Raw genomic sequence first — 20,788 nt, forward strand, 5'->3', positions numbered from 1 at the left:
AAGATTTTGTCATTGAGTTCAATAATACATACCGTGAAATAGGAGCTTGCTAGGGTTATTTAAGCTGAGTTCTGCTACAACAGAGTTCAACAGAGACTGCACTGACACTGTGCCTAGACGCTGCGCTATCGAAACTATGTGCCCTGGAGAACACCGTGCTTGAGTATCTTCCCCCCCTGAACGAACACAATCTCCCCTATCCCGACACAATTCACCCGATTGTCGTCCACTTTGTGATTGCGATGGTGCTGTTTGCCTTTTTGTGCGACATTATTGGCTTTTTCACCAAAAATTCTCGCCTTTACGAAGTGAGCTGGTGGAATCTCGCCTTTGCGACGGTTTCCATTTTTATTGCGGTTATTTTTGGGCAAATTGAAGCCGGGCTGGCCGAACCCTACAGTGCTGCGGTTTCTACGCTAAACCTCCATACCTTGCTGGGCTGGTCACTATCGGGAATTTTGGCAGCTGTAACTGGATGGCGTTACGTGATTCGAGTCCAGAATAAGTCGGAGTTATCTATTCCCTATCTGATCACCAGTGTGGTCCTGGTTGCTCTAGTGACGGCCCAGTCCTATCTAGGAACGTTATTAGTCTGGGTCTATGGTTTACACACGGCACCCGTTGTAGAGGCCATCCGAGGAGGGCTGTCATGAATCCAGAATTGCTGAAACATTGGGGTGATTTTCTGGGCCTCAATGGTTTGCCCTACCCCGTTCCAATTCATCCGGCCCTTGTTCACCTCACGTTGCACCGACAGAAATGCCAGACCTCGTTGGCGTAATTGAGCGATCAGCGGCAAGATTTGATCAGTACGGAGAGCGAGGTGCTGAATGCCAGAGCCACGATTCCAATCCAGAAATTCTTGAATTTGGGACGTGGAAGAGGCTGGTGCGTTAATTGGGAATTGTACTGATCCGCCTGGGTGACATAAAACCTGGCTACAGAGACCCGAGCGCTCGGTTTGAATCGCAAAATTCTGACGGCGCTGGAGGCCGAAGACAGCCTCATACCAGCCAATTGCTCGTTCCAGATCCCCTTGCTCTACATTCAGGACCACATGGTCGATACCAATGAACTCAGAACCAGTTCGGTCAGATGTGAATTGGTCAGGATTGGCCGGTGAGCTAGCGTGGGTTGATTCGATCAATGTGTGCTGCAAATCGCCCCAACCTTGAATTTGAGCAGTTTTCTGCTGACGGCCCTGGTTGGGCTGAATTGGTTGAAGGAGAGTTGCGCCTGCTGCTACCGCCCGCTGCAACACGGTTTCTAAATTGGCAACTTGAAAGGCCAGATCTGCAATTCCTGCGGGATGCCGTTGCAAGTAGGCTGCAATCGGGCTGTCTTGTGAACAGGGTGAGGAAACCCAGAACCGAATCGCAGAGTTGCCAAGTTCTACCGTTATGCTGTGGGCTGTTCTACGGGTAGCGATTTGCTGAAAGCCCAACGTTTGAGTAAACCATTTCTGCCAGCGTGAGGCATCTTCGACATAGAAGTGAACGTGGTCAATGTTCATCACTGCTCCAGTCGATTCAAATCCGACTCGATTAGGCAAGATTGTGCCAGGCAAGCTATTGCTAGGCAAACTATTGCTAGGCAAGGTTGCAGCAAGACAGACAACACAGGTTGAATAACGTCCACTCCCACTCCTTTGCAACGCGCTAAAGTTTGCCAGCAGTTTAGCCTATTCTGCTGTAAAGCCGAGAGTCACTCTGGATAGAAAACTGACATTAGAGAAAAACATGGCTTTCCGGTTGGAGATTGATTTCCAGCGGAATGGCTTGAGGTTCTAGCGTCAGGGTAAAGGCAATTGTGGCTGCGGCTGTTTCGGGACGCAACATTTTGCTGCGGTCTACTTTTAAGCTGACATTGTCCCAAAATGGTGAATCAATACCGCCAAAGTAGAACAGCGTAAATTTGACACCAAAGCGCTTAAGTTCATCGGCCATTGCCTTACTGAAGCCAACAACACCAAATTTAGAGGCGCAATAGGCAGCAGCCATCGCCATTGGATGCTTGCCCAAAATTCCAACCAAATTGCAGATATGCCCAGACTTCTGCTCTTTCATCAGGTTGGCTGCAGCCTGACTGGTGTAAAAGCTGCCCTTCAGGTTCAGATCCAGCATGTAGTCTAAATCAGCAGGTTCTAACTTGTTGTACTGCTTCAGCACTACCGCTCCCAAACCGAGCGCAGAAGATTTATTAGCCTCCTACAGCAAGGGTAAACGCGATTTTACCAATCACGACTTGAGCCTGTTGAATCTGGCAAAGGCTAACTTATCGGGAGCTAACTTTCATCAGGCCAAGCTGCAAAAAATCAATCTTCAAGGAGCAAATTTGCTCAATTCAGACTTTGGGCGGGCCAGCCTCAGCCATGCCAGCTTAAGGAATGCCAAACTCGCCAGAGCTTATCTCAGTCATGCCGATCTCGCCGGTGCGGATTTACGAGGTGCCGACCTGAGCTATGCCTATCTAAGTAACGCTAACCTACGGGGCGCTAATCTCTGTGGCGCTGATCTTACAGGAGCCAAAATATCAGACGAGCAGTTGGCAACGGCTCGCACCAACTGGGCCACGATTCATCCCAGCGGCAAGCGCGGCCTCTGGTAGTAAGCTGGTAGATGGCCTCTTTTTTCTAAGCTATGACTGAGCCAGCTTCCAACTCTGCCCCTTCGCCATCTCGTGCCAAAAATCGACGGCTTGATCCTAAGCTTGATCCGGAACTCTACGCCCAACTGCGGGCTGAGGCCAAAGCGCCCTACCGTGGTCTGCGCCAGTTTATTTACCTAGGCTTTGGGGCTTCAGGGCTGATCGGAGCGTTTATTTTTCTGATGCAGCTGTTGGCCGGACGCGACGTTGATGCTGCCCTGCCCAATTTCGCCCTCCAACTCGGTGTGGTGGCACTGATGGTGTGGCTGTTCCGGCTCGAACAACGCGCTAGCAGAAAATCCTGAATCAGACTGTGATCAAACCATCATTTGTTAAACAAACCTTTAAAAAAACAGGATCGTCCGAATAATTTGCCAGACTAGATAAAGTTGAAATGGGGTCAGCCGATATAAAGACCCTAACTATAGATCACGATGCATACTAAGGTGAAGCGCCGGTATCCCAACCAAGGATTCTGGCGTTTTGCCTTTATAGCCTTTCTATCAGGATGGGTTTTGGTCTGTGACAATCGAGGTGATTACAACCGATGTGCTGGTGGTAGGAGGCGGAACTGGAGGTGTGGCGGCAGCACTCCAAGCTGCTCGTCGGGGCGCAAAAACAGTACTGGCGAGCGAATTCTCCTGGCTGGGCGGGATGCTTACCGCTGCTGGCGTGGCGGCTCCCGATGGCAATGAACTACTCGCATGGCAAACTGGCATCTGGGGCGCATTTCTCCGTTCTCTACAGCAGCGTCACCCTCAAGGGTTAGATCATGCTTGGGTCAGCTTTTTCACCTATGAACCACAGATTGGGGCCGCCATTTTTGCTGACTGGGTACAAGCCTTATCCAATTTGCTATGGCTGCCAGAACGTTACCCTCTAGAAGTTAAAAAGCAGGGCAACGCCATTACAGCAGTGCGATTTGCAGACTGCCTTGTGCCAACCAGGGAACGCCCATCCACGTAAGGGGGTGGAGGTCGCGAATCCAGGAGAGGGCCAGCCCGTGGTAGCCAATGCCCCAAACCAAGGCAGCCAGCAGTGGAGTTGCAGAGCGGCATACCAGTATCCAAAGTGGCGCTAGGGCCACCCAAGCTAGAAACCAAGCATTGCCAGGCGCTGGAGCCAATCCCATGCCCACACCGCTACCAAAGGCCAGCAGCAGTAAGGTAGGGCGGGACAAGCTGAGTGCAAAATCAGCAGTTGGGCTAGGCTTAAGGATAGGTACTTGTGAATCTGCGGGGGGCGGCATACCCAGAAAATCCTGTCACTGTTGCCCAGCATAAGGGATTTTGCAGCCTGGTTGAGTCCATCCTGAGGTCATGCTTCCTACTTAACCCTGCAGGAGGGTTGAAATTGAGAAACTCCAGCGATTCCGATAGGCTCTTAAGAGAGACAGCAGCAACGGTATGGCACGCCCTCGATTAAATTCGCTGTTTAGTATTGGTTTGGCTGCGCTAGTGGTGAGTTCCGGGTGCCGCAGTGGTTCGGTTTCCACTCCCTTAGAGCGAGGCATTGCAACGCGCCTACAGGACTGGTTTGCCGATTCTAAACCCGCTTTCCAACCGGCCCTGTTTTCTCTAGAAACCGAAAGCGAGTTACATACAGCATTAGAGCGCTCGGCTAAAGCTGCTGAGCTACCAGGCGCTGTTTTAGTCGTTTCTGCGGCTCAGCAAACCTGGATGGGCGCAACGGGCCAAGCGAATCTGGAAAAACAAGTTGCTATGCAGCCAACCGAACGCTTCCGACTTGGTCGTTTGAGTGAAATGTTTCTGGCGGTGGTCTGCTTGCAGCTTCACGAAGAGGGCGTGCTGAATCTGGATGACCGACTCAGCGACTGGTTGCCTGCCGAACTGGATCAGCAGATTCCCCAAAGCCGCTCAATTACGATTCGGCAATTGCTCAACCACACTAGCGGTCTGCCTGATCTAGAAGCTGACTCCTTTGGGCAAGCTGTAGCAGCCGACCCCACCTATCGCTGGCGTATCCCTGAACTGCTCGACTTCATGCTCGACCGCGAATCGGGCAAACCTAGAGGAAGCTTCTCCTATTCCACGGCTAATTACCTGCTGCTGCAATTGGTCCTGGAGCAAGCAACAGGCAGCACCTTAACCGAGATGCTGCAAAGTCGCATCATCAAGCCGCTTGAGCTGAAAAATACGTTTGTGGAGTTCAGCTCTAAGCAACCCTTTGCCCAAGGCTATCAGGACTGGAATCGGGATGGCACTGCTGAAAATGTTACCCAGCCATTGCTCAATACTGGTCTGGGACTTGGAGGCAATGCCCTGATCTCGAATGGTCCAGACTTAATTCGCTTCTTGCAGGCCCTGTTCTTTGAAAATACCTTGCTAGAGCTAAGCTGTCTTTCCCGGCTTCCATGTGCCACCAAGCTTTCATTTTGCCAGGAACACAGCCAAACAAATTTTTCACGCCCAGCGTCAGGGTGAGCTGCACATGGGATTTCACCTTGGGTAAGTTGATCACCACATCGGCTTCCATGGCTTCTTTCGACAGCAGCAGGTGGTTGAAATCCTGGCTCACCGTTTTGTAGCGTCGGCCTTGAAAGTCGATAATCGGCAGCTTCAGCTCGTCCAAAATAAATTGATAGCCATTAGCAACCGCTACACCTCTGGCGCTCCCAAAGGCAGGACTATCGCCCAAGAACGGATGCCCACCTGCTTCCTGTACCAGCCGCGCCACCCAGTAGACGATCTCTGGACGAGTCGTACAGTCCTTGCCCGGTTTGGCCCCCGTCAGCAAATTGGGCTTCAGCAATACACGATCGCCTGGTTTCACAAAAGCCGCCATGCCGCCCAAGGGGTTCAACACTTGTCTAAGGGCTGCTTCCAGCATCGGCTGTTCATAAGACGTAGCTCGCACAAAACTCACGCTAGCTGCCATGCGACCCCCTCGCTCAAATCTTGCTCGAATGTGGAATTGAAGAAATTGAATCTGGATTCTTTCCTATCTTAAAGTGCTGGTAACCCGCAAAGCCGGATTTTGTCAGTGTAGGCGCAGTTTGAACCGCCAGCTTCTTAGCGGCTGCGATTCAAGGCGGTGACCCGTTCAGCGTTGGAGAAAATGCCTTCGCCTTGCAGTTGGGTCAGAGATGGTTTCACCTCAACTTTGACCACATTGGCGATATTGACCATCACCGTCTGCTCGTCCAGGTTGAGAATCCACCAGTCTTTTTGCAAAATGTGGCGGACTTCAATCCGCATGTCCTGCCGGGTCTCATCTTCCAAAGCTGCTGGAATCATGAAGGATTCGGTTTGGCCATTGAGATAGTAGAACGTAAGCTGAGTATAGTCTGATTGACTGTGCATAGCGTGACTCCAGAATTGCAGCGCCTACCCTAGATTAATAGCTCAAACCCGGATAATCGGCTCAATTGCTGCAATAAACTTCAGGATTTTGGCTCACAGTTGCTGATGTACAGCGGGAAAACCGTCCTACTGGTGGACGCAATTGGGGCGTTGGCAGCGCAAAATTGCCAAAGTTGGGATTGGTGTTGCCTAAGCTGGTTTGCCTCACATTCACCTCCACGAGCAGCCGGATACCAATTTCGACTTTGAACCTTCGTTATAAAGGGGAACCTCGGAACTTATGTCAGCGTCTTCTAAAAACGGAAGTCCTCAAAGTCAAGTTCTGCGCATGAGTAGTGAATCTCTACCCGTATCTTGGTCAGCAGTTGAGGCAATCGCTCCTCACACGTCGGTTTCCGCTGAAAAACTCTCGAATTACGATCTGATTTTGCAGTGTCAGGCAGGGTTCCTGGCTTGCGCATCGCTCAGGCGTCCTTATTGAAAATGCCTCGCTCTTAGTGTGCTACAGAAGCAACCAGAGTGAGGCAAAATTGAGTTTATTTTCCCTGTCAGTTGATTGGCAGCTAAGCAATCAACTAGCAACCGGGCTAGGCAGCATCCTCGGCTTCTTGCTCTTCCTTCAGTTTCTTAGCTTCAGCTTTGGCGGCTTCTTTGGCCTTTTTCGCTTCAGCCTTAGCAGCCTTTTCTGCTTCTTTGGCAGCCTTCTTCGCTTCCTTCTCTGCTGCTTCCTGGGCTTCTTCTTCAGCTTCCTGGGCTTCCTTCAGTTTTTTGGCTTCGGCTTTAGCTGCCTCTTTCGCTTTTTTGGCCTCAGCTTTAGCCGCTTTCTTTGCTTCCTTTTCTGCTTCCTTGGCCGCTTTCTTTGCTTCCTTTTCTGCTTCCTTGGCCGCAAGCGGATCCTCTAGGTCTGGATCGACCACCTCAGCCTCAGCAATCGCAGCGACTACATAGCCAGTTGAGAGTTGAGAGAATGACGGTACTGATACGGCAGCCGCTTGTGCATTGAAGGAGAATCCTAGCAATGCACTCAGCATTAATACAGCTGATAACACTAATGCCCCGAACTTAGGTAAAAATTTCAACATAAGCAACTAATCCCTTTCAACCAGATTGATGAATAACAAATCGTGCCGTGTCAAAAAGCACTCTGCGGCTAGTAGTCTAGGCTTAAACTCATTTGCAGTAGGTTTTGCTTGATACAGAATCCAAAACAATTTGTATACAGTATACATAATTTTCTACCGTGAACTCGTATTCGCGTGAAGTTTCATTGCGGGCTCTGATTGGCTGATTGCACTGTTTGTATATCTCAAATTGTGAATCTCAAATAAAAACCAGAGCGCAATGGCTCTGGCCCAAGATTAGGGAAATAAATTTTAGAGAAATACTATTGAATAGAAAACGGGCTAACCCGCTATTAGCCTGGATTAACCCGCCGATTTGGGAACGCTGAGAGGGACTACTTTTGCAGAACCAACTTGACGTTAGCGTTTTGCAAGCCAGGGCGCTTGACTTCTGCCAGAGTCTTGTTAACAGCGTACTTCTGGTTGATCGAGTTGATCAGCTCGGTCTGGTTGTGCTTCTTAGCAACGCCCCAGAGGTCAGCGATCAGGTCAAAAGAACCATCTGCGTTACGAGACCAGCCCAGGTCATACTCGCCTTCCAGAACAGCAACGATGTCAGCCCGAACACGCTGGCCGTTGTAGCCACGTACGTCAGCTTCGGTCTTAACGTTGATGCCCAGGTCCCGCAGAGAAGCCTTGAGGATTTCAGCATCGGTGATCTTGGTGCGCAGAGTGCTAAAGTGAGACATTTCGGATTTCCTCCTGTAGAGAAGTTGAGAGAAACGACAACGTTTGAAGTGTTAAGCCGCCAGTTTACCGACCGTACTCATGCTGCACGGCAGAATCACCATGCCCAACGTGCGAAACGAGCCGCTGGCAATGTTTGCACCCACATCGCCCCAGGGATGGCAGCGCAATTTACCGCTAATTGGAACCTGGGCCTGCTGTCGCCAAAATTGCTCTTGCTGCATCGCTTCGACGGGCATCCGCAGGTTTGCTTCGGCTTGCCAGACCATGTAGGTAGATTTGGAGGCGACTAGTTCAATCGGGTACTCGGCTTCTAGCAGAAATTTGAGGGCACGCACCGCATAGATCAGGCCGGAGGCTCCCGTCACCCCCAGGATCAGCGGCAGTTGGGAATTGGATGGCATAGATGAAACAGGAGATATCAGAATCAGTTAGGGCCGGCTTCTGCCCTTACCTCCTAATCATACGCCTCCACTTCTTCCGGCTCGTTGGCGTCCTCTAGTTCGTCTTCTAGCACCACTTCTTCCGGTTCATCTTCGTCTGGAGCTTCGCTGCCACCACCCACGGCCACCAGATCAATCTGCTGACGATAGTAATCAACGCTCTTAACTTGCACCTCAACCCGGTCGCCCAGCTTATACTGCTTGCGGTTTTTGCGGCCTACGAGTTTCTGCTGCCGCGAGCGGTACTCGTACCAGTCGTCTTTTAAGGAACTGACATGCACTAGCCCCTCCACCAACAGCTCTTCGATTTCCACAAAGAAGCCGTAGGACTGGACGCCGGTAATCAATCCGTGGAAGATTTTGCCGGTATGCTGCTGCATAAATTCGGCTTTCTTCAGTCCCTCCAGGTCGGCTTCGGCTTCTTGGGCCAGCTTCTCTTGCTCAGTCAGGTGGACCACAACAGCGGCAAAGGCTTCTTCGAGTTCAGTTTGGATATCGGTAGGCAATACATTCCAGTTAATTTGACCGTGGCAAGAGCTGTGGCGCAGATCGACTTTCTCTTTGGACCGAGTGCTGCGACGATCGCGACCATGCTCAAACACCGCATGTAGAACGCGATGCACCAGCAGATCCGGATAGCGTCTCAGCGGCGACGTGAAGTGCGTATAGCCATCATCCAGCGCTAGTCCAAAATGTTGACCGGGGGTAGTGCTGTAGACAGCGGGTTTGAAGGTAGACAGCAGCAGATAGGTCAGTACCTTTTCGGTTTTAGACTCAGCAAACTGTTCCACCAAGCGCTGATAGTCGCGGGGATGCACCACATCTTCTTGTTCCAGGTGGGCGTCGATGCCCATGTTGCTCACCAGCTTCAGCAATTCCTGCACATCGCTGGGGTCCGGTGCTCGGTGCACCCGGTAGATTGCCGGTACCTGGAGCGCCAACAGGTGAGAGGCAACAATTTGGTTGGCCAGCAGCATCAGTTCGGTGACAATTGAGCGGGCGGGCAGCAGCGAAGACACCACCATTGCGCCCCCGCTCAACATTTTGGAATTAGTGGCTGACGTTGTAGAGGAGCAACGCTGGTTGGCTGGCGAACAGTATGAGATTATTTTTCGCGTCAGCGGCAACACTAAAGGCTTTTGGGGTGATTCAGATCTGCTGCGCCAAATCTTGGTGAATTTGCTGTCTAACGGGATCAAGTATTCGCCAAACGGCGGCAAAGTAGAGCTGCACTTGAGCGGTACTACTTCTCATCTGATTTTCTCTATTCAGGATCAGGGAATCGGGATTCCTCTAGCGGACCAAGACAAGTTATTCCAAGCGTTTCAACGAGCAAGTAATGCCGAGGCTATTGCCGGAACGGGCTTGGGTCTTGCCATCACCCAAACCTGCGTTAAGCTGCATGGTGGTGATATCAGTATTGACAGCATTGAAGATGTAGGCACAACCGTTACTATTCGCTTACCCAAAGGGCTGCGATAGTATGTCCATTTCTGAAAACAAGCAGACGCTAGCGAGCATCGCAAACAGAAATAACATATCAATAAAATAAACTTACCCTGCCTTGCAGCGGGGTAAGTCGGTTCACATGACCGAATACGAACGCCCTAAGGGTCGGGGAATCTAACCCGAAATGGATTGAATTTAGAACATATCTACAATGGTTTTTCCTAAAAAAGAGCAACGCAAATACGAATCGATTAGAGACAATCTGTAATTGAAGGAGTTTATACAGTAAATACAGTAAATAGAGAGGCAATATCAAATATCAAAATGCCCGACTCTATCTGACTTGAGCCACCAACGTGCGATGACGAGGGCTGTTACAGACTACCGTCGGTTTTGTAAAGCCTGCTGCGTAAATCGCCTGCTCCAACTCCAAAGCAAAGTATTGATCAAGATAGGGTTCAGTACTTTTGAGCAGCGTTAGAACATAGGGTGGCATTCTGACAAATACGTCTGAATTGGGATTCATGTCCATAATCGCGAGATAGCCACCTGGGCGCAATAACCGCCTCGCTTCATTCAGAATTGCAATCGCGGCAGTTTGGGGCAGTTCATGAAACACCAAATGAGCTGAAACCAGATCAAAGGAAGCATTTGGTAAGCCGGTGGCTTCTGCAGCTGCATGTACCCATGTAACCGGCATTGCCTGCTGCTGTGAGCGATATTGAGCCACTGTCAGAAAATAGGGCGACAGATCAACACCTGTGATTCTGGCCTGCGGATAAACTGTCTGCAGCGCAAACGTACTCATGCCAACGCTACAGCCAAGATCAACAATATCCTGTGGCGGATTAGCGATTTGCTGTTGCAACACCCGATGAAAGCTCTGCCGCAGCATAGCATCTCCTTGAGCACCTGCCTCCGGCCAGATCCGAGCGTGAACCGCATGGGCTGCCACTTCCACTTCCAGCGCTGCATCCCAACTGAGATTGCCCTGGTCAAAAATCACTGGAGTTTTGCCTGCCTGATGAACTTGATGAATCTGATCTAGGGTGCGGTTTAACAGCTCGGAGCGTTGAGCCTCGGAGTTTTCTAGTAAATGCACGACATCGACCTCAATTGGGACGGTGCCGATGGTTTTCAATAGCTCTTCTAGCTGTTCGGTAGTCTTCTTGACATGGGAACCAACAATCACCGCGCCTGGTTTGCCGTTGCGGGTGTAGCTGGCCATCGCTTCAGGCGGAACGGGTTGGGGCGGTAGGGCGGCGAGAGCGGTTAACAGACTGGCGGCACTGCGAAACAAAAACCGTTTGCCTTGGGCCGTGGCGTTGAGCACATCGGCGGCAAATCGATTCATATCGGTCTGGGTTTCGGCATCTACCACCACACACTGATTATCGTGCAACTGCATCAAGCGATCCAACACGCCGGAACGAACATCCTGCAACAGCAAACGCTCGACTTGATTCGCTTTTATTCGGCCTTGGGTTTTCTCTTCTACGTAATCGGGCAAGTAGCTGTGTTTGTAACCAAATACAGAATCGTTAGCGAATTCGGTTTTGTGAACTGGTGTGGGTACACCATTGACAATTAAGTAGTGAATGCTATCGCGAGTAAATCGCCCTCCTTCAAAGAAAGCTGGCGTCAGAAAATGCGCGTCAAACGATCCCAACACGGCTGCGATGGCATCTGTTTCTACCGGATAGTGGCCGCGCAAGGTTGAATCGGAGCGACTCACAACCAGGAAATCCTGAATTCCTGCGGCTGCAATCGCTTGCTTCAGGTTATGGCACACCTCCTGCACCGTGGCTAGGGCATTCTCAGGGGTCATAGCGCGAGTGTTGGTTAAAACAAAGAAAATTGGCGATTCGTCTGCCAAGCCGAGCCGCAGCGTTTCCACATCCCATTTCATCAACAGTAGGCAGCTATGCACCGTTTGCGATCCAGTGGGATCATCATCTAGAACAATAATTTTGGGTTTGGCAGTCATTGGCAGCGTTTAGGTAGCGGCTAGCATGATTATTATAGGGGGTTGGGTAGATCGAATCACTGATTAGTTGGGCCGGATGGCATGCTGCTAAAAAGCTGCTTTGATCAAACTGGTAGTTCGTAATACCGATTCCTGTTGAAAGGTTTGTTTGTAGGTATCCATAATTGCCTGAATCTCTGCTTCCTTCTCCGGACTGTTAGCATAAATCAGGATGACGAGCTTAGTGTTTTCTCGAATTAGCGTTCCACTGCTATCAAGATACTGTCCGTAAGCATCCAGAACAGTCAGTCCTTCTTTGAAGCGAGGTGTGACTTCACGCGCTAAAAATGCTTGCCACTCGGCTTCGGAAATGACTCCTCCTGGTTTGGCTAAACCAAAATATAATGATACTTCTGTCAGCACCGCGCCTGGAGCTTGAATCGTATCTAGTACTCGTTTAGTCATGTTTAGCCATGTTTAGCCATGTTTAGCCATGTTTAGTCATGGTCACATTTCAACTCAGTGCAACCGGCAATTGGCGTGGTTGGACAGAGGATGAGTGGACAGGCAACCCATCACCCAATCAGTAAGCGCTAGCAAATCAAAGTCTTGCAATCGCGCGGCCACCAGCTGAATTGCCAGCGGTAAACCATTGCTGGCGGTTCGGACTGGAATAGTAATGGCAGGCAAGCCGCACAGGGTCCATAGGGCACAGAAGATTGGAGAGCCGGTGTTTTCTACGCCGTGGGGAGCCGTACCTGTGGTGACAGGTGTGAGGATCGCGTCAATGTCAGACCATAGTTTCGAGAGGTAAAGGGTATAAGCAACGGCGGTTTGTCTGGCCTGAGCCTAGGTGATGGCTGAAATGCAGCGCCCCTCTTCAATCACTTGCCGTAGTTTGGGCGACATTTGATCGGCACAGCAATCGTAATCTGCACCATTTACCCTCCTCGGAATAGGGAAAACCCCCAGGGGGAAACCTTGAGCGGCAAATGATAATGCTGCTGCACATCACTAACCCCAAACCGAAACGGCATCACGTCCACAAACGGAAAATCGGGCAACGGATAGCCGAGTTGACGGTAGAAGTCGCCCACGTAAAAAACCACTTCGTAAACACCAGGCTCAACTTGTTTTTGGGCAATGGGATGGTCTAAGGTACCTTTGCCAGACAAGCAGCCTGCGGCGATCGGTTCTGGCACTCCCAGCTGAAAGATTTCCACCTGCATGCTTTCAGCTGGTAATCCCCGCGTCACATCCACCACATGTACTGAAATGCCACCACTCATATCAAGATTTAACCAAGAATTTTGACAAGCCAGATACTCGTTCCATGAATATCATCAGCAATGCCGTGGATAAGATTAGCAAGCCCGAAATCGCAGCCGCACGGACATCCAGATCGTTCTCGATCATCGACCACATCCGAATTGGTAATACCTCGGTGCGGGAATCAGACAGGAACAACGAAACGGTAATATTATCAAACGAACTCAGGAATGCCATAAAGGCACCTGTAATTACGCCTTGTTTGATTAATGGCAACGTCACATGAAAGAAAGTGTAGATCGGCCCTGCCCCTAGAACTGTTGATGCTTCTCGTAATGAGTTGCCCAGCTGGGTCAAACTAGCCAACGTTGTCCGAACTACATAGGGAATACAGATAACAACGTGACTGATCACCAGCGTGACCACAGACAGCCGCCAGCCGATCATGCTAAAAAACGTCAGCATGCCTAAACCAACTGCAATTCCGGGTAAGGCTAGCGGCGACATCACCAACGCATCCATTGCCGCCACCCATCGGGCACGGCTTCCGGCCATTGCCAGAGACGCACAAACGCCTAGCACCACACAGAGAAGCTTCCACCCAAGCGTTGCCTTGACCGAACGTGAGACGACGCACCAGCGGTTTAACCAGCAGCTCATGACGACGGGCACCCACCTTTTTGTAGCGCTTTTTGAAATACTCATCTTCGGTGAGCTGCCATTTTTGGCGCAGATGGTGCAGGCTAGCGAGGTCCCACTCGTCATTCCAGCGCACCATGAAGTAGGGTAAGTCAAACCACTTAAAGTCAGGCAATTGCACAGAGCCAAACCAGCTCACTAACCCCTGCTGATTCGACTCGATGCCAATTGTATCCGTCGTGATCACCGCTTCTCGTTCACTGTAGATACTGCCTCCGGCCTGAGTCACCATGAAGCAGAAATCGATATGCTCGCGAGTCGCCAACATGCCTTCATCCAGCAGACCAATTTTCTCAAAGATGGCGGTCCGCACCAGCATACAGTGGAACTCAACGTAATCGGTCTTTTTGCGGTGCAGTTTATCCGGCACATCGGCCACTGCTTTACCCGTCAGCGCCGCGCTCTGATAAATATAGCGACGAATCTGACCGTCTTTGACTTCTGTGGTGATGTAGGACTTACCACCCGCGTTATGGATCACCTGATGGGCCGGTTGACCGATGCAGGTGAGCGGACCTACCACTGCCGCATTGGTTGCTTCGGCACATTCCACCAGCTTGGTTAACCAACCTGGTTTAACAATGACATCGTTTTCGATGAAGATAACGTATTTATAAACATTCTTAGCATGATCGAGGACATACCGCAGTCCCACATTTTTAGCTTGGCTGGGAGAAACAAAGTAGTCGGTGCGCAGTAACTTAAATTGCTTTGCCTGGGCTTGAGCTTCCAGGTAGCGACGAATCGACGGCGGTGTGTGCACATCCACATAGACTAGATCAAAGGGGTAGTCGGTGTCCCGGTAGATGCTTTCTAGCGAGGTTTGGGTTGAGCTAAATCGCTCTCTGGGTCCGACAATCAAGACAACATTGGGTTGGGACATTTCTATTTCCTCTCCTGTTCACAAACTGGTTCGCGCGTAACTTACAGATGAGCAACTCAGGCAGCAACCGTTACGTTATTAAGCAATTGTTTGATTCGAGCTGTCGATTTATCTGCACCCTGCAAATCAAACGAGTGAGAAGCCGGCGGACGTTGCAGCACGGTCAAGATTTTCTCAGCCAAGCGTTCAGGCTGGAGATCGGCAGTGGTGAGCACGTCCAGGATGCCCTGTTGGGCTAGCTTCTCGGCTCGAATGGTCTGCTCGCCGGTCTGTTCTTCGGAAGCTGCCGGAAAAATCAGCGAACGCACTCCTGTGCGCAGAATATTCATCGTGGTGTTGTACCCCCCCAAGCTGATCGACAGATCGGCTCGCTCCAGATATTGAATCAAATGCGGTGTAAACCGGCGAATCACCAGATTTTCGCACGCCAAATCATCGGTGCCGCCTACCTGGTTGGCGTACAAAATTGGCTGTCCGTAGGTTTGGGTGGCCTGCCGCAAAATGGCCTCTCGGAGCTGCTGCTTAGAAACGCTGTAGGGAGAAGCCGAGAGGTTGACAATCAAATCGACTCCGGCTGCCACCAGTTCGGCGAGGGGATCAATGGCGTAGTTGCGCTTGCCCCAGAAAGTTTCATCGTTCCACAGGTCTTCGCAGATGGTGACGCCAATCCGCACTCCATCTAGGGTAAAGGCGCGAGTTTCGCTGCTGGGTTCAAAGTAGCGGTCTTCGTCAAAGACATCGTAGGTGGGCAGCAGGCGTTTGTGAAAGAACTGCTCTACCTGGCCATTTTGCAGCAGGGCTGTACTGTTGAATAGGGGTTTGCCACCAGTTTGAAAGGCGTGCGGATTGGGTGTCACCGTGCCAACTAACACCGCTATCTCGGTTGGTAGCGCTTGGGCAAGCTGAGTCAGCATGGCCGCCATTTCAGCTACAAAGGCAGGCTGCATCAGCAAATCGCGGGGTGGATAGCCACAGAGGGAGAGTTCTGGCGTCAGCAGCAAACGTGCTCCCTGAGCAGCGGCAGTTTGAGCGGCGCTTAAAATCTGCTGGGTGTTGTACGACAGATCGCCGATGGTGGGGTTGAGCTGGGCAATGGCAACTTTCATATCCGGCAAGAGGTTGTCCGAAGATTGTGTAACGATTATTCAAACGATTATTCAACTGTATCGATTGCCAGCAAACTGTATCCAGGAGAGCGAATCTCTGGTTACCTTTCCCCTTGCCCACCACTTCAAAGTTGGACGATAAAGTTGGACGATTACTTTTTGATTTGCCAGAAGAAAAACTGCTGACTGGGCTGAATTTCTACACCTTCGACATCATTTTGGGCAAACACGTAGTCCTTGTCTTGCCAGAGGGGAATGTATGGCACGTCTTCGGCCAGCAAGTCTTGTAGTTCTTCAAATTGCTGTTTACGAGCGGTAGGGTCTTGTTCAGCTCGCTGTTGTTGAATCAATTGATTGGCTTTTTCGCTGTAGTAGAAAGATCCGCCAGTTTGGCTTTGCCCTGATTCACAGCCGGTGCTGGCGCTGCCCTTCTCACAGGACATGAACGGTTCAATAAATGTGTCGGAATCGAAATAGTCGGGGTACCAGTCGAGCAGCACGGAAGGATAGGTGCCCTTATCTAAGTTGTCAAACAGGGTAGCGGCTTCTACGCTTTTTGGTTCAATCACGACCATGCCGTCCATCTCTTTCTCAATAGCAGCCTTGAGTGTATTGGCAACTAGATTACGCTTGGTCGAGCTAGAAGAGTACCAGATTTCTAACGTCAACGGATTGGAGGCAGAAATGCCCGCTTCGGTGAGGAGCACCTTAGCTTTTTCCATGTTGCCATCGCCATAGCGGTGTAGGGAGGATGTCAATTGATAAGATTTGCCAAAAAGAACCCTGGAAAAATTTGGCTGTGTTGGGAAATAAGCTGCCTGGTGTGGTAATTTCTGTGCCGCCTGAGTCACTCTTAGAGTATTGGCGCGAGCATTTTGATTTTGCTGGCACCCAGCTAGAGCTGATGGACGGTTCAACCTATCTAGATGATCTGAACCAAAGCATTTCCACCAATAACGTAATTACCCTGTTTCCCTTTGACCACTTACAGCCAGAAAAACACGCAGTCAATCCTGATACCCATTACCGTTTATTGAGTAAAGCTACTCTGGCTGAGCTGGGAGTGCTGTGTCCAAACTATCAAACCTATAACCTGAAGCAAGTCAGGCTTGATCAGATTCCGTTGCCTTCCCAGTTTCCCTATTTGATTAAAACCTCCCACGGCCTTTCCGGTGAGGGGACTTACATCATTCGCAGCTCCAACGACCTCAACTACTGCCTGGAAGAGCTGAACAAGTATCTCAAAATTAATTTATTAGAAACTATTGTTGTCTCTGAATTTGTCAAACAGGTAATTCAAAACTATTGTGTGCAGTTCTATGTCAACAAACAAGGGGAAACGTTGTTGATTGGCGTAACTCAGCAGCTTGTGAGTGCAGAAGGTAATTATCTAGGAGGCATAATTGACTACGCGAATAGCATGAGCAAGTTCTTTGAAATGATTGCAGCAGTAGAAAATTATGCTTACAGGCAAGGATATTTTGGCGTAATTGGATTTGATGTATTAGAAACCAAAGATGGAGAACTTTACGCTATCGATGCTAATTTTCGCATCAACGGCTCCACGCCCCTCTGTCTGCAACGGCACGAACTGCTGAAATTTAACAAGACAATTGCAAAGTACTCCAGTGACTACCGGATGGAGGGGACACTCGATTCCATTCGATCTACTTTGAAACCGCAGCTGGAGCGGAAAGAGTTTCTGATTCTTTCCGCTTTGGAACGAGTAAAATATGGCAAAATCTATACTGAAATCTACGGCATTGTGGCCGGAGAAACCTTGAAAGAGATGCAGCAGATTGAGCAGACACTACAGCATCAAGGATTGCATTTAACCGATTGAATTGCAAGTTAAATTGGCAGGAATTTCCTCAAGCTGTCAATTTACGTATTAGATGTACCCATTGAAGAAACTCAGAGCACCGTAACGATGTGCAGCTTTTCTGTAGCCACGATGCAGTTGAATTAGCAGCGTTTGTTGGGCATTAGCCCACAATCTCAACTCTAGATTTCAACTCAACTATATCTGAATGCTCGCTCACAGAGTCTAAGCTCTACCTTAGGTAGATACGCTGGCCTGGAGAATCCGGTATTTTCTGATAAAAACTTTCCCGCTGCTGTCTGGACTTAAACCCGACTGAATCGTCTGACCATGGGCTTGAACGCGCCTGACAGCAGCATACATACAGATGAAACAGGGATACCCCGTCTGGGTTATCCCTGTTTTCATTGGATCTGTGAAGATTGTTCGGCTAGCTGACGATTCGTGTGGGCAGCGGCGTGCCGTTCTGCGGCGGCAGATAGCTCGGCTGCATAGTGTCCTTGCGTACCCAGACGAACTGGCAGGCGAGGAAGATCTGATAGTAGGTTTCGCTCTCGTCCTGACCGACGACGATATACGTGCCTGGATTGAGGACAATCCCTGGCGACACATTGCCCGGCGACCAGTAAACCTGCGCACCCAGCGGCGCTTCTCCCACAACGGAACCGGCTGGGATACTCAGACGGCAGCCTGTTGGCACGCCTGCACCACCCGGAGCCGGCGCGCCCATAAACGAGTAGGGCGTTCCGCTAACGAATCCGGGAATATCGAAGTAATCCTCATACAGCAGGACGCCGTTGGCGACCACATAGTCGTAATATTCCTGATCGTTATCGCTGAAGCCGACGAGCGCAGCAATATCTGTGGCGTTGATATCGAACAGCGCATAGGTGGCCGGACCAGCAGCCGGCATCGTGCCGTCGAAGCTGCCGTAGTCGCCATCACTGCCGCCTGTTCCGGTGAGTATATTGATGCATAGGGTATCGACATCGAGAATGCCGCCGGTTGGATCGACGATGATCATTACCATGACATCACAGCCGCCCGCGTCATCGACGGGACCGACAGCGGTCACAATATAGTCGGGGCCATCAGGGAGATCACCGGGATCACTGACAGCATCGAAAACGAATGTGGCTGAAGTGGCTGCCAGAACAGGAAGCGCCAGCAGGCTGGCAACAAGAAACAGTAAAAACGAGGCGATGGTACGTTTGACTGGCATGAGAAGGCTCCTGAGAAAAAGTTGCGATGTAATGCCTGAAATAAGATTATATGCGAAACGTAAAAATGTGCTGGGCGTTTTTACAAGCCTGAGCCGGCACTCGGCTTTTTGAGATTCATCACGCCGAAAGAATGCCTTTCCTCACAGGGTAAATCCGGCGAAGTCAGGCATACTGTGAGTGTAGTGTTCTGATGCTTCCGTGACCCCATTGAAACGCAGCCTGAGCATGCAGAACCGCACGCCGAAAAACATTTCTTCTGTCCCTGATAAGAATCCAGCCAGCCGCCCTCAAGAGGGACTGGTTCACTTGTGAGAAGGAGTGCAAGATGGAATTCCCTGCCTATATCAAGCACAGGAAGATCCGCGCCTGGATCACGGAAATGGTCGAGTTGTGCCAACCCGATCGCGTCTACTTCTGCGATGGTTCTCAGGAAGAATATGATCGCCTGTGCCAGGAACTGGTTGACGCGGGCACGTTCATCCGGCTCAACCCGGAACTGCGGCCGAACAGCTATCTGTGCCGCTTAGTTCAAATTTATGATCCGGTAAAGGGCATTCATCCCCATCCTGAAACCCAGGGGTATCTAGAGTGGGTTGCAGCAGTGGAAGCTCAATTAGCTCAAGCAGAAAGCCAGGAAAACACCCAACTCGCTCCCCCAACCGAGGTGCCTGCATTGGCAGCGTCCCTTGGTGAGCTGCGGTTACTCAGTCAACGCTTGATGCAGCACAATCCCTTCTCAAGTCAAGAAAACGCCATACTGGAAACCATTCAGCAGAGCTTGCAGACTCGTACCGGCATGGCAACACCCTCTGCTGCCTTTGATCGCTTCTGGAGTCAAGACCATCTCACTCAGGCCAACTGGTCCGCAGAGCTTGAATTTTGGCGTCAGCAGATCCATCCCTTAATCAATGCCAATTACTATCGACGAGTCAATCGCTTCGGTCATCCGGTTGACTATTTCTGGCTGATTGATTTGCCGTTCATGATCATTTTTGCAATTGATTTAGCCTTGCGAATACGAGGAATTCGTCAGCGTGATCCGCAGTTAACCTGGTTCGAGTCTATCTTGCGGCGATGGTATGACCTCTTTTTGCTGTTTCCCTTCTGGCGATGGCTGCGGGTCATTCCGGTCACCCTGCGGCTGCATCAGGTAGGCTTGATCAATCTGGCTCCTCTAGAAGCAGAAGTGCAGCGTGACTTTGCCCTCGGATTTGCTGGAGAGCTGATCCAAGTAGTTGGTGTTCATGCCATCGATCTGAGTCAAGATGCGATTCGTCGAGGTGACGTGATGCAGTGGCTGCTTTATCCAAAGCTGCGACGCGAGTACATTCAGGTTAATAATCAAAATGAGATTAGTATTATCGTTAAGCGCATTACCAATATTATTATTCATCAGGTGATTCCGCAGATACAGCCAGATTTGGAGTTATTTCTGAATTACACCTTACACCATATTATTCTCGAACAGTTTCCTGGCTACACTCAACTGCGATACGCACCAGTGATTGGTCGTCTACCGCAGCGAACGACAGAGCGAATCACCAAGAATCTATCGGAGGGAGCCTATCAGAGTTTGGTGCAAGTTTGGGAAGATCCAGAAGTGGCTGAGATGACTGTAAACTTGGCCCAAAATTTCCGAGATGCGTTGGCGACTGAGCTGAAGAAGAAACACAATGTCCAAGAAATTGAAGACCTGCTAATCGATTTATTAGAAGAAATCAAAATCAACTATGTTCAGAGACTCACAGATGTAGACATCGAACAGATTGTAGACGAAGCAGAGCGGCTCTATCGGCAAAGGGAAGGAGGAGCCAGGTCAGAACTTTAAGTCTAATCGATCACGCACCTAACTCCTGACTCCTAAATTAAGTGTAATAGATGAAACTTAATCTGACAGAAGGGAGTTAGCGGACACTGACAAAGGGTGTCAGATAAAATTAAATCGGGCGGATTTTTTTCAATCTGAGCTAGGGCAGACTGACCATTCTCGGCCAGAGTAATCTCATAGCCTTTATCATCCAAAATGGTTTGAATCAAAAATAAATTATCAGGGGAATCATCAACTGCCAGGATGCGATCAATCCTAGAAGATTGGGAGCGAGACATGTTTAATACTTAAAGCAAAGGGACATCAGAATTTATACTGAGGTT

Annotated in this window: 25 protein-coding genes and 2 pseudogenes; 8 read left to right on the top strand and 19 right to left on the bottom strand. The window is 50.2% G+C overall.

Annotated features, from left to right (window positions below):
• The first annotated feature begins 155 nt into the window (after positions 1 to 155).
• Positions 156 to 653, top strand: coding sequence for a DUF2231 domain-containing protein (locus JVX88_RS30645; protein WP_211622225.1), 498 nt, complete (start codon positions 156 to 158; stop codon positions 651 to 653).
• On the opposite strand, the gene JVX88_RS30650 is transcribed toward JVX88_RS30645, so the two are convergent.
• Positions 599 to 1,513, bottom strand: coding sequence for a 4-hydroxyphenylpyruvate dioxygenase family protein (locus JVX88_RS30650; RefSeq protein WP_211622226.1), 915 nt, complete (start codon positions 1,511 to 1,513; stop codon positions 599 to 601). The two genes, JVX88_RS30645 and JVX88_RS30650, sit on opposite strands and share 55 nt — an antisense overlap.
• A 214-nt stretch (positions 1,514 to 1,727) precedes the next feature.
• Positions 1,728 to 2,168, bottom strand: coding sequence for an SDR family oxidoreductase (locus tag JVX88_RS30655; protein ID WP_263975320.1), 441 nt, complete (start codon positions 2,166 to 2,168; stop codon positions 1,728 to 1,730).
• Here JVX88_RS30655 and JVX88_RS30660 point away from each other — a divergent pair.
• The 3 genes from JVX88_RS30660 (at position 2,149) to JVX88_RS30670 (ending at position 3,612) form a co-directional block, all read left to right on the top strand.
• Positions 2,149 to 2,607: a pentapeptide repeat-containing protein gene (locus JVX88_RS30660; protein WP_211622227.1), complete on the top strand. Its 459-nt coding sequence runs from the start codon at positions 2,149 to 2,151 to the stop codon at positions 2,605 to 2,607. The two genes, JVX88_RS30655 and JVX88_RS30660, sit on opposite strands and share 20 nt — an antisense overlap.
• A gap of 32 nt (positions 2,608 to 2,639) precedes the next feature.
• A complete protein-coding gene (locus tag JVX88_RS30665; protein ID WP_211622228.1) occupies positions 2,640 to 2,951 on the top strand; it encodes a DUF3493 domain-containing protein in 312 nt (103 codons plus the stop codon).
• Positions 2,952 to 3,168: 217 nt separating this feature from the next.
• Positions 3,169 to 3,612 (top strand): FAD-dependent oxidoreductase, encoded by a 444-nt coding sequence (locus tag JVX88_RS30670; protein ID WP_317134500.1) that lies wholly within the window; start codon positions 3,169 to 3,171, stop codon positions 3,610 to 3,612.
• On the opposite strand, the gene JVX88_RS43420 is transcribed toward JVX88_RS30670, so the two are convergent.
• A complete protein-coding gene (locus tag JVX88_RS43420; protein WP_211622229.1) occupies positions 3,554 to 3,895 on the bottom strand; it encodes a hypothetical protein in 342 nt (113 codons plus the stop codon). The two genes, JVX88_RS30670 and JVX88_RS43420, sit on opposite strands and share 59 nt — an antisense overlap.
• A gap of 430 nt (positions 3,896 to 4,325) precedes the next feature.
• On the opposite strand from JVX88_RS43420, the gene JVX88_RS39530 reads away from it, so the two are divergent.
• Positions 4,326 to 5,090: a serine hydrolase domain-containing protein gene (locus JVX88_RS39530; protein ID WP_410503810.1), complete on the top strand. Its 765-nt coding sequence runs from the start codon at positions 4,326 to 4,328 to the stop codon at positions 5,088 to 5,090.
• Here the strand turns inward: JVX88_RS39530 and JVX88_RS30680 are convergent.
• From JVX88_RS30680 to JVX88_RS30705, 6 genes and pseudogenes are all read right to left on the bottom strand, one after another.
• Positions 5,059 to 5,544, bottom strand: a pseudogene (locus JVX88_RS30680) (DUF362 domain-containing protein); the annotation flags it as partial. The gene JVX88_RS39530 and the pseudogene JVX88_RS30680 sit on opposite strands and share 32 nt — an antisense overlap.
• A gap of 134 nt (positions 5,545 to 5,678) precedes the next feature.
• A complete protein-coding gene (locus JVX88_RS30685) occupies positions 5,679 to 5,969 on the bottom strand; it encodes a hypothetical protein (RefSeq protein ID WP_211622231.1) in 291 nt (96 codons plus the stop codon).
• 587 nt (positions 5,970 to 6,556) lie between these two features.
• Positions 6,557 to 7,051 carry a hypothetical protein gene (locus JVX88_RS30690; RefSeq protein ID WP_211622232.1) on the bottom strand — a complete coding sequence of 165 codons (495 nt, stop codon included), beginning with the start codon at positions 7,049 to 7,051 and terminating at the stop codon, positions 6,557 to 6,559.
• 374 nt (positions 7,052 to 7,425) lie between these two features.
• Positions 7,426 to 7,779, bottom strand: coding sequence for a DUF1257 domain-containing protein (locus JVX88_RS30695; RefSeq protein WP_036001218.1), 354 nt, complete (start codon positions 7,777 to 7,779; stop codon positions 7,426 to 7,428).
• A 51-nt stretch (positions 7,780 to 7,830) separates the two neighbouring features.
• The gene (locus tag JVX88_RS30700; RefSeq protein ID WP_317134501.1) at positions 7,831 to 8,181 is read right to left on the bottom strand and encodes a flavoprotein; all 351 of its coding nucleotides are present in this window, start codon (positions 8,179 to 8,181) and stop codon (positions 7,831 to 7,833) included.
• Positions 8,182 to 8,234: 53 nt separating this feature from the next.
• The gene (locus JVX88_RS30705) at positions 8,235 to 9,239 is read right to left on the bottom strand and encodes an RNB domain-containing ribonuclease (RefSeq protein WP_263975321.1); all 1,005 of its coding nucleotides are present in this window, start codon (positions 9,237 to 9,239) and stop codon (positions 8,235 to 8,237) included.
• Between JVX88_RS30705 and JVX88_RS30710 the strand changes: the two genes are divergently transcribed.
• Positions 9,205 to 9,702: a sensor histidine kinase gene (locus JVX88_RS30710; protein ID WP_263975322.1), complete on the top strand. Its 498-nt coding sequence runs from the start codon at positions 9,205 to 9,207 to the stop codon at positions 9,700 to 9,702. The two genes, JVX88_RS30705 and JVX88_RS30710, sit on opposite strands and share 35 nt — an antisense overlap.
• Positions 9,703 to 10,003: 301 nt before the next feature.
• On the opposite strand, the gene JVX88_RS43425 is transcribed toward JVX88_RS30710, so the two are convergent.
• The 8 genes and pseudogenes from JVX88_RS43425 to JVX88_RS30750 all read right to left on the bottom strand — a co-directional run bounded on the left by JVX88_RS43425 (position 10,004) and on the right by JVX88_RS30750 (position 16,350).
• Complete coding sequence (locus JVX88_RS43425; protein ID WP_211622235.1) at positions 10,004 to 11,656, bottom strand: class I SAM-dependent methyltransferase; 1,653 nt, start codon at positions 11,654 to 11,656, stop codon at positions 10,004 to 10,006.
• Between the two features lie 87 nt (positions 11,657 to 11,743).
• Positions 11,744 to 12,100, bottom strand: coding sequence for a DUF3574 domain-containing protein (locus tag JVX88_RS30720; protein WP_211622236.1), 357 nt, complete (start codon positions 12,098 to 12,100; stop codon positions 11,744 to 11,746).
• 54 nt (positions 12,101 to 12,154) lie between these two features.
• Positions 12,155 to 12,448, bottom strand: a pseudogene (locus JVX88_RS44585) (amidase family protein); the annotation flags it as partial.
• 128 nt (positions 12,449 to 12,576) lie between these two features.
• Entirely contained in the window at positions 12,577 to 12,924 is a 348-nt protein-coding gene (locus JVX88_RS30730) for a hydroxyisourate hydrolase (RefSeq protein ID WP_211622237.1), read from the bottom strand.
• Position 12,925: 1 nt separating this feature from the next.
• Positions 12,926 to 13,459 carry an ABC transporter permease gene (locus tag JVX88_RS30735; RefSeq protein ID WP_211622238.1) on the bottom strand — a complete coding sequence of 178 codons (534 nt, stop codon included), beginning with the start codon at positions 13,457 to 13,459 and terminating at the stop codon, positions 12,926 to 12,928.
• The gene (locus JVX88_RS30740) at positions 13,353 to 14,486 is read right to left on the bottom strand and encodes a glycosyltransferase family 2 protein (RefSeq protein WP_225931230.1); all 1,134 of its coding nucleotides are present in this window, start codon (positions 14,484 to 14,486) and stop codon (positions 13,353 to 13,355) included. Before JVX88_RS30740 ends, JVX88_RS30735 begins: the two co-directional genes overlap by 107 nt.
• A 56-nt stretch (positions 14,487 to 14,542) precedes the next feature.
• Positions 14,543 to 15,592 carry a nitrilase-related carbon-nitrogen hydrolase gene (locus JVX88_RS43430; protein ID WP_211622239.1) on the bottom strand — a complete coding sequence of 350 codons (1,050 nt, stop codon included), beginning with the start codon at positions 15,590 to 15,592 and terminating at the stop codon, positions 14,543 to 14,545.
• Positions 15,593 to 15,744: 152 nt separating this feature from the next.
• Positions 15,745 to 16,350 (bottom strand): ABC transporter substrate-binding protein, encoded by a 606-nt coding sequence (locus tag JVX88_RS30750; RefSeq protein ID WP_263975324.1) that lies wholly within the window; start codon positions 16,348 to 16,350, stop codon positions 15,745 to 15,747.
• Between JVX88_RS30750 and JVX88_RS30755 the strand changes: the two genes are divergently transcribed.
• Positions 16,344 to 17,435, top strand: coding sequence for an ATP-grasp domain-containing protein (locus tag JVX88_RS30755; RefSeq protein ID WP_211622241.1), 1,092 nt, complete (start codon positions 16,344 to 16,346; stop codon positions 17,433 to 17,435). The two genes, JVX88_RS30750 and JVX88_RS30755, sit on opposite strands and share 7 nt — an antisense overlap.
• Positions 17,436 to 17,844: 409 nt before the next feature.
• Here JVX88_RS30755 and JVX88_RS30760 read toward each other — a convergent pair whose 3' ends face one another.
• Positions 17,845 to 18,636, bottom strand: a complete 792-nt coding sequence (locus JVX88_RS30760; protein ID WP_211622242.1) for a hypothetical protein — start codon at positions 18,634 to 18,636, stop codon at positions 17,845 to 17,847.
• Between the two features lie 326 nt (positions 18,637 to 18,962).
• Between JVX88_RS30760 and JVX88_RS30765 the strand changes: the two genes are divergently transcribed.
• Complete coding sequence (locus JVX88_RS30765) at positions 18,963 to 20,465, top strand: hypothetical protein (protein ID WP_211622243.1); 1,503 nt, start codon at positions 18,963 to 18,965, stop codon at positions 20,463 to 20,465.
• A gap of 32 nt (positions 20,466 to 20,497) precedes the next feature.
• Here JVX88_RS30765 and JVX88_RS30770 read toward each other — a convergent pair whose 3' ends face one another.
• On the bottom strand, positions 20,498 to 20,743 hold the full coding sequence (locus tag JVX88_RS30770) for a response regulator (RefSeq protein ID WP_211622244.1): 246 nt from the start codon (positions 20,741 to 20,743) through the stop codon (positions 20,498 to 20,500).
• Positions 20,744 to 20,788 lie beyond the last annotated feature (45 nt).

It is taken from the genome of Leptolyngbya sp. 7M, from assembly GCF_018128485.1.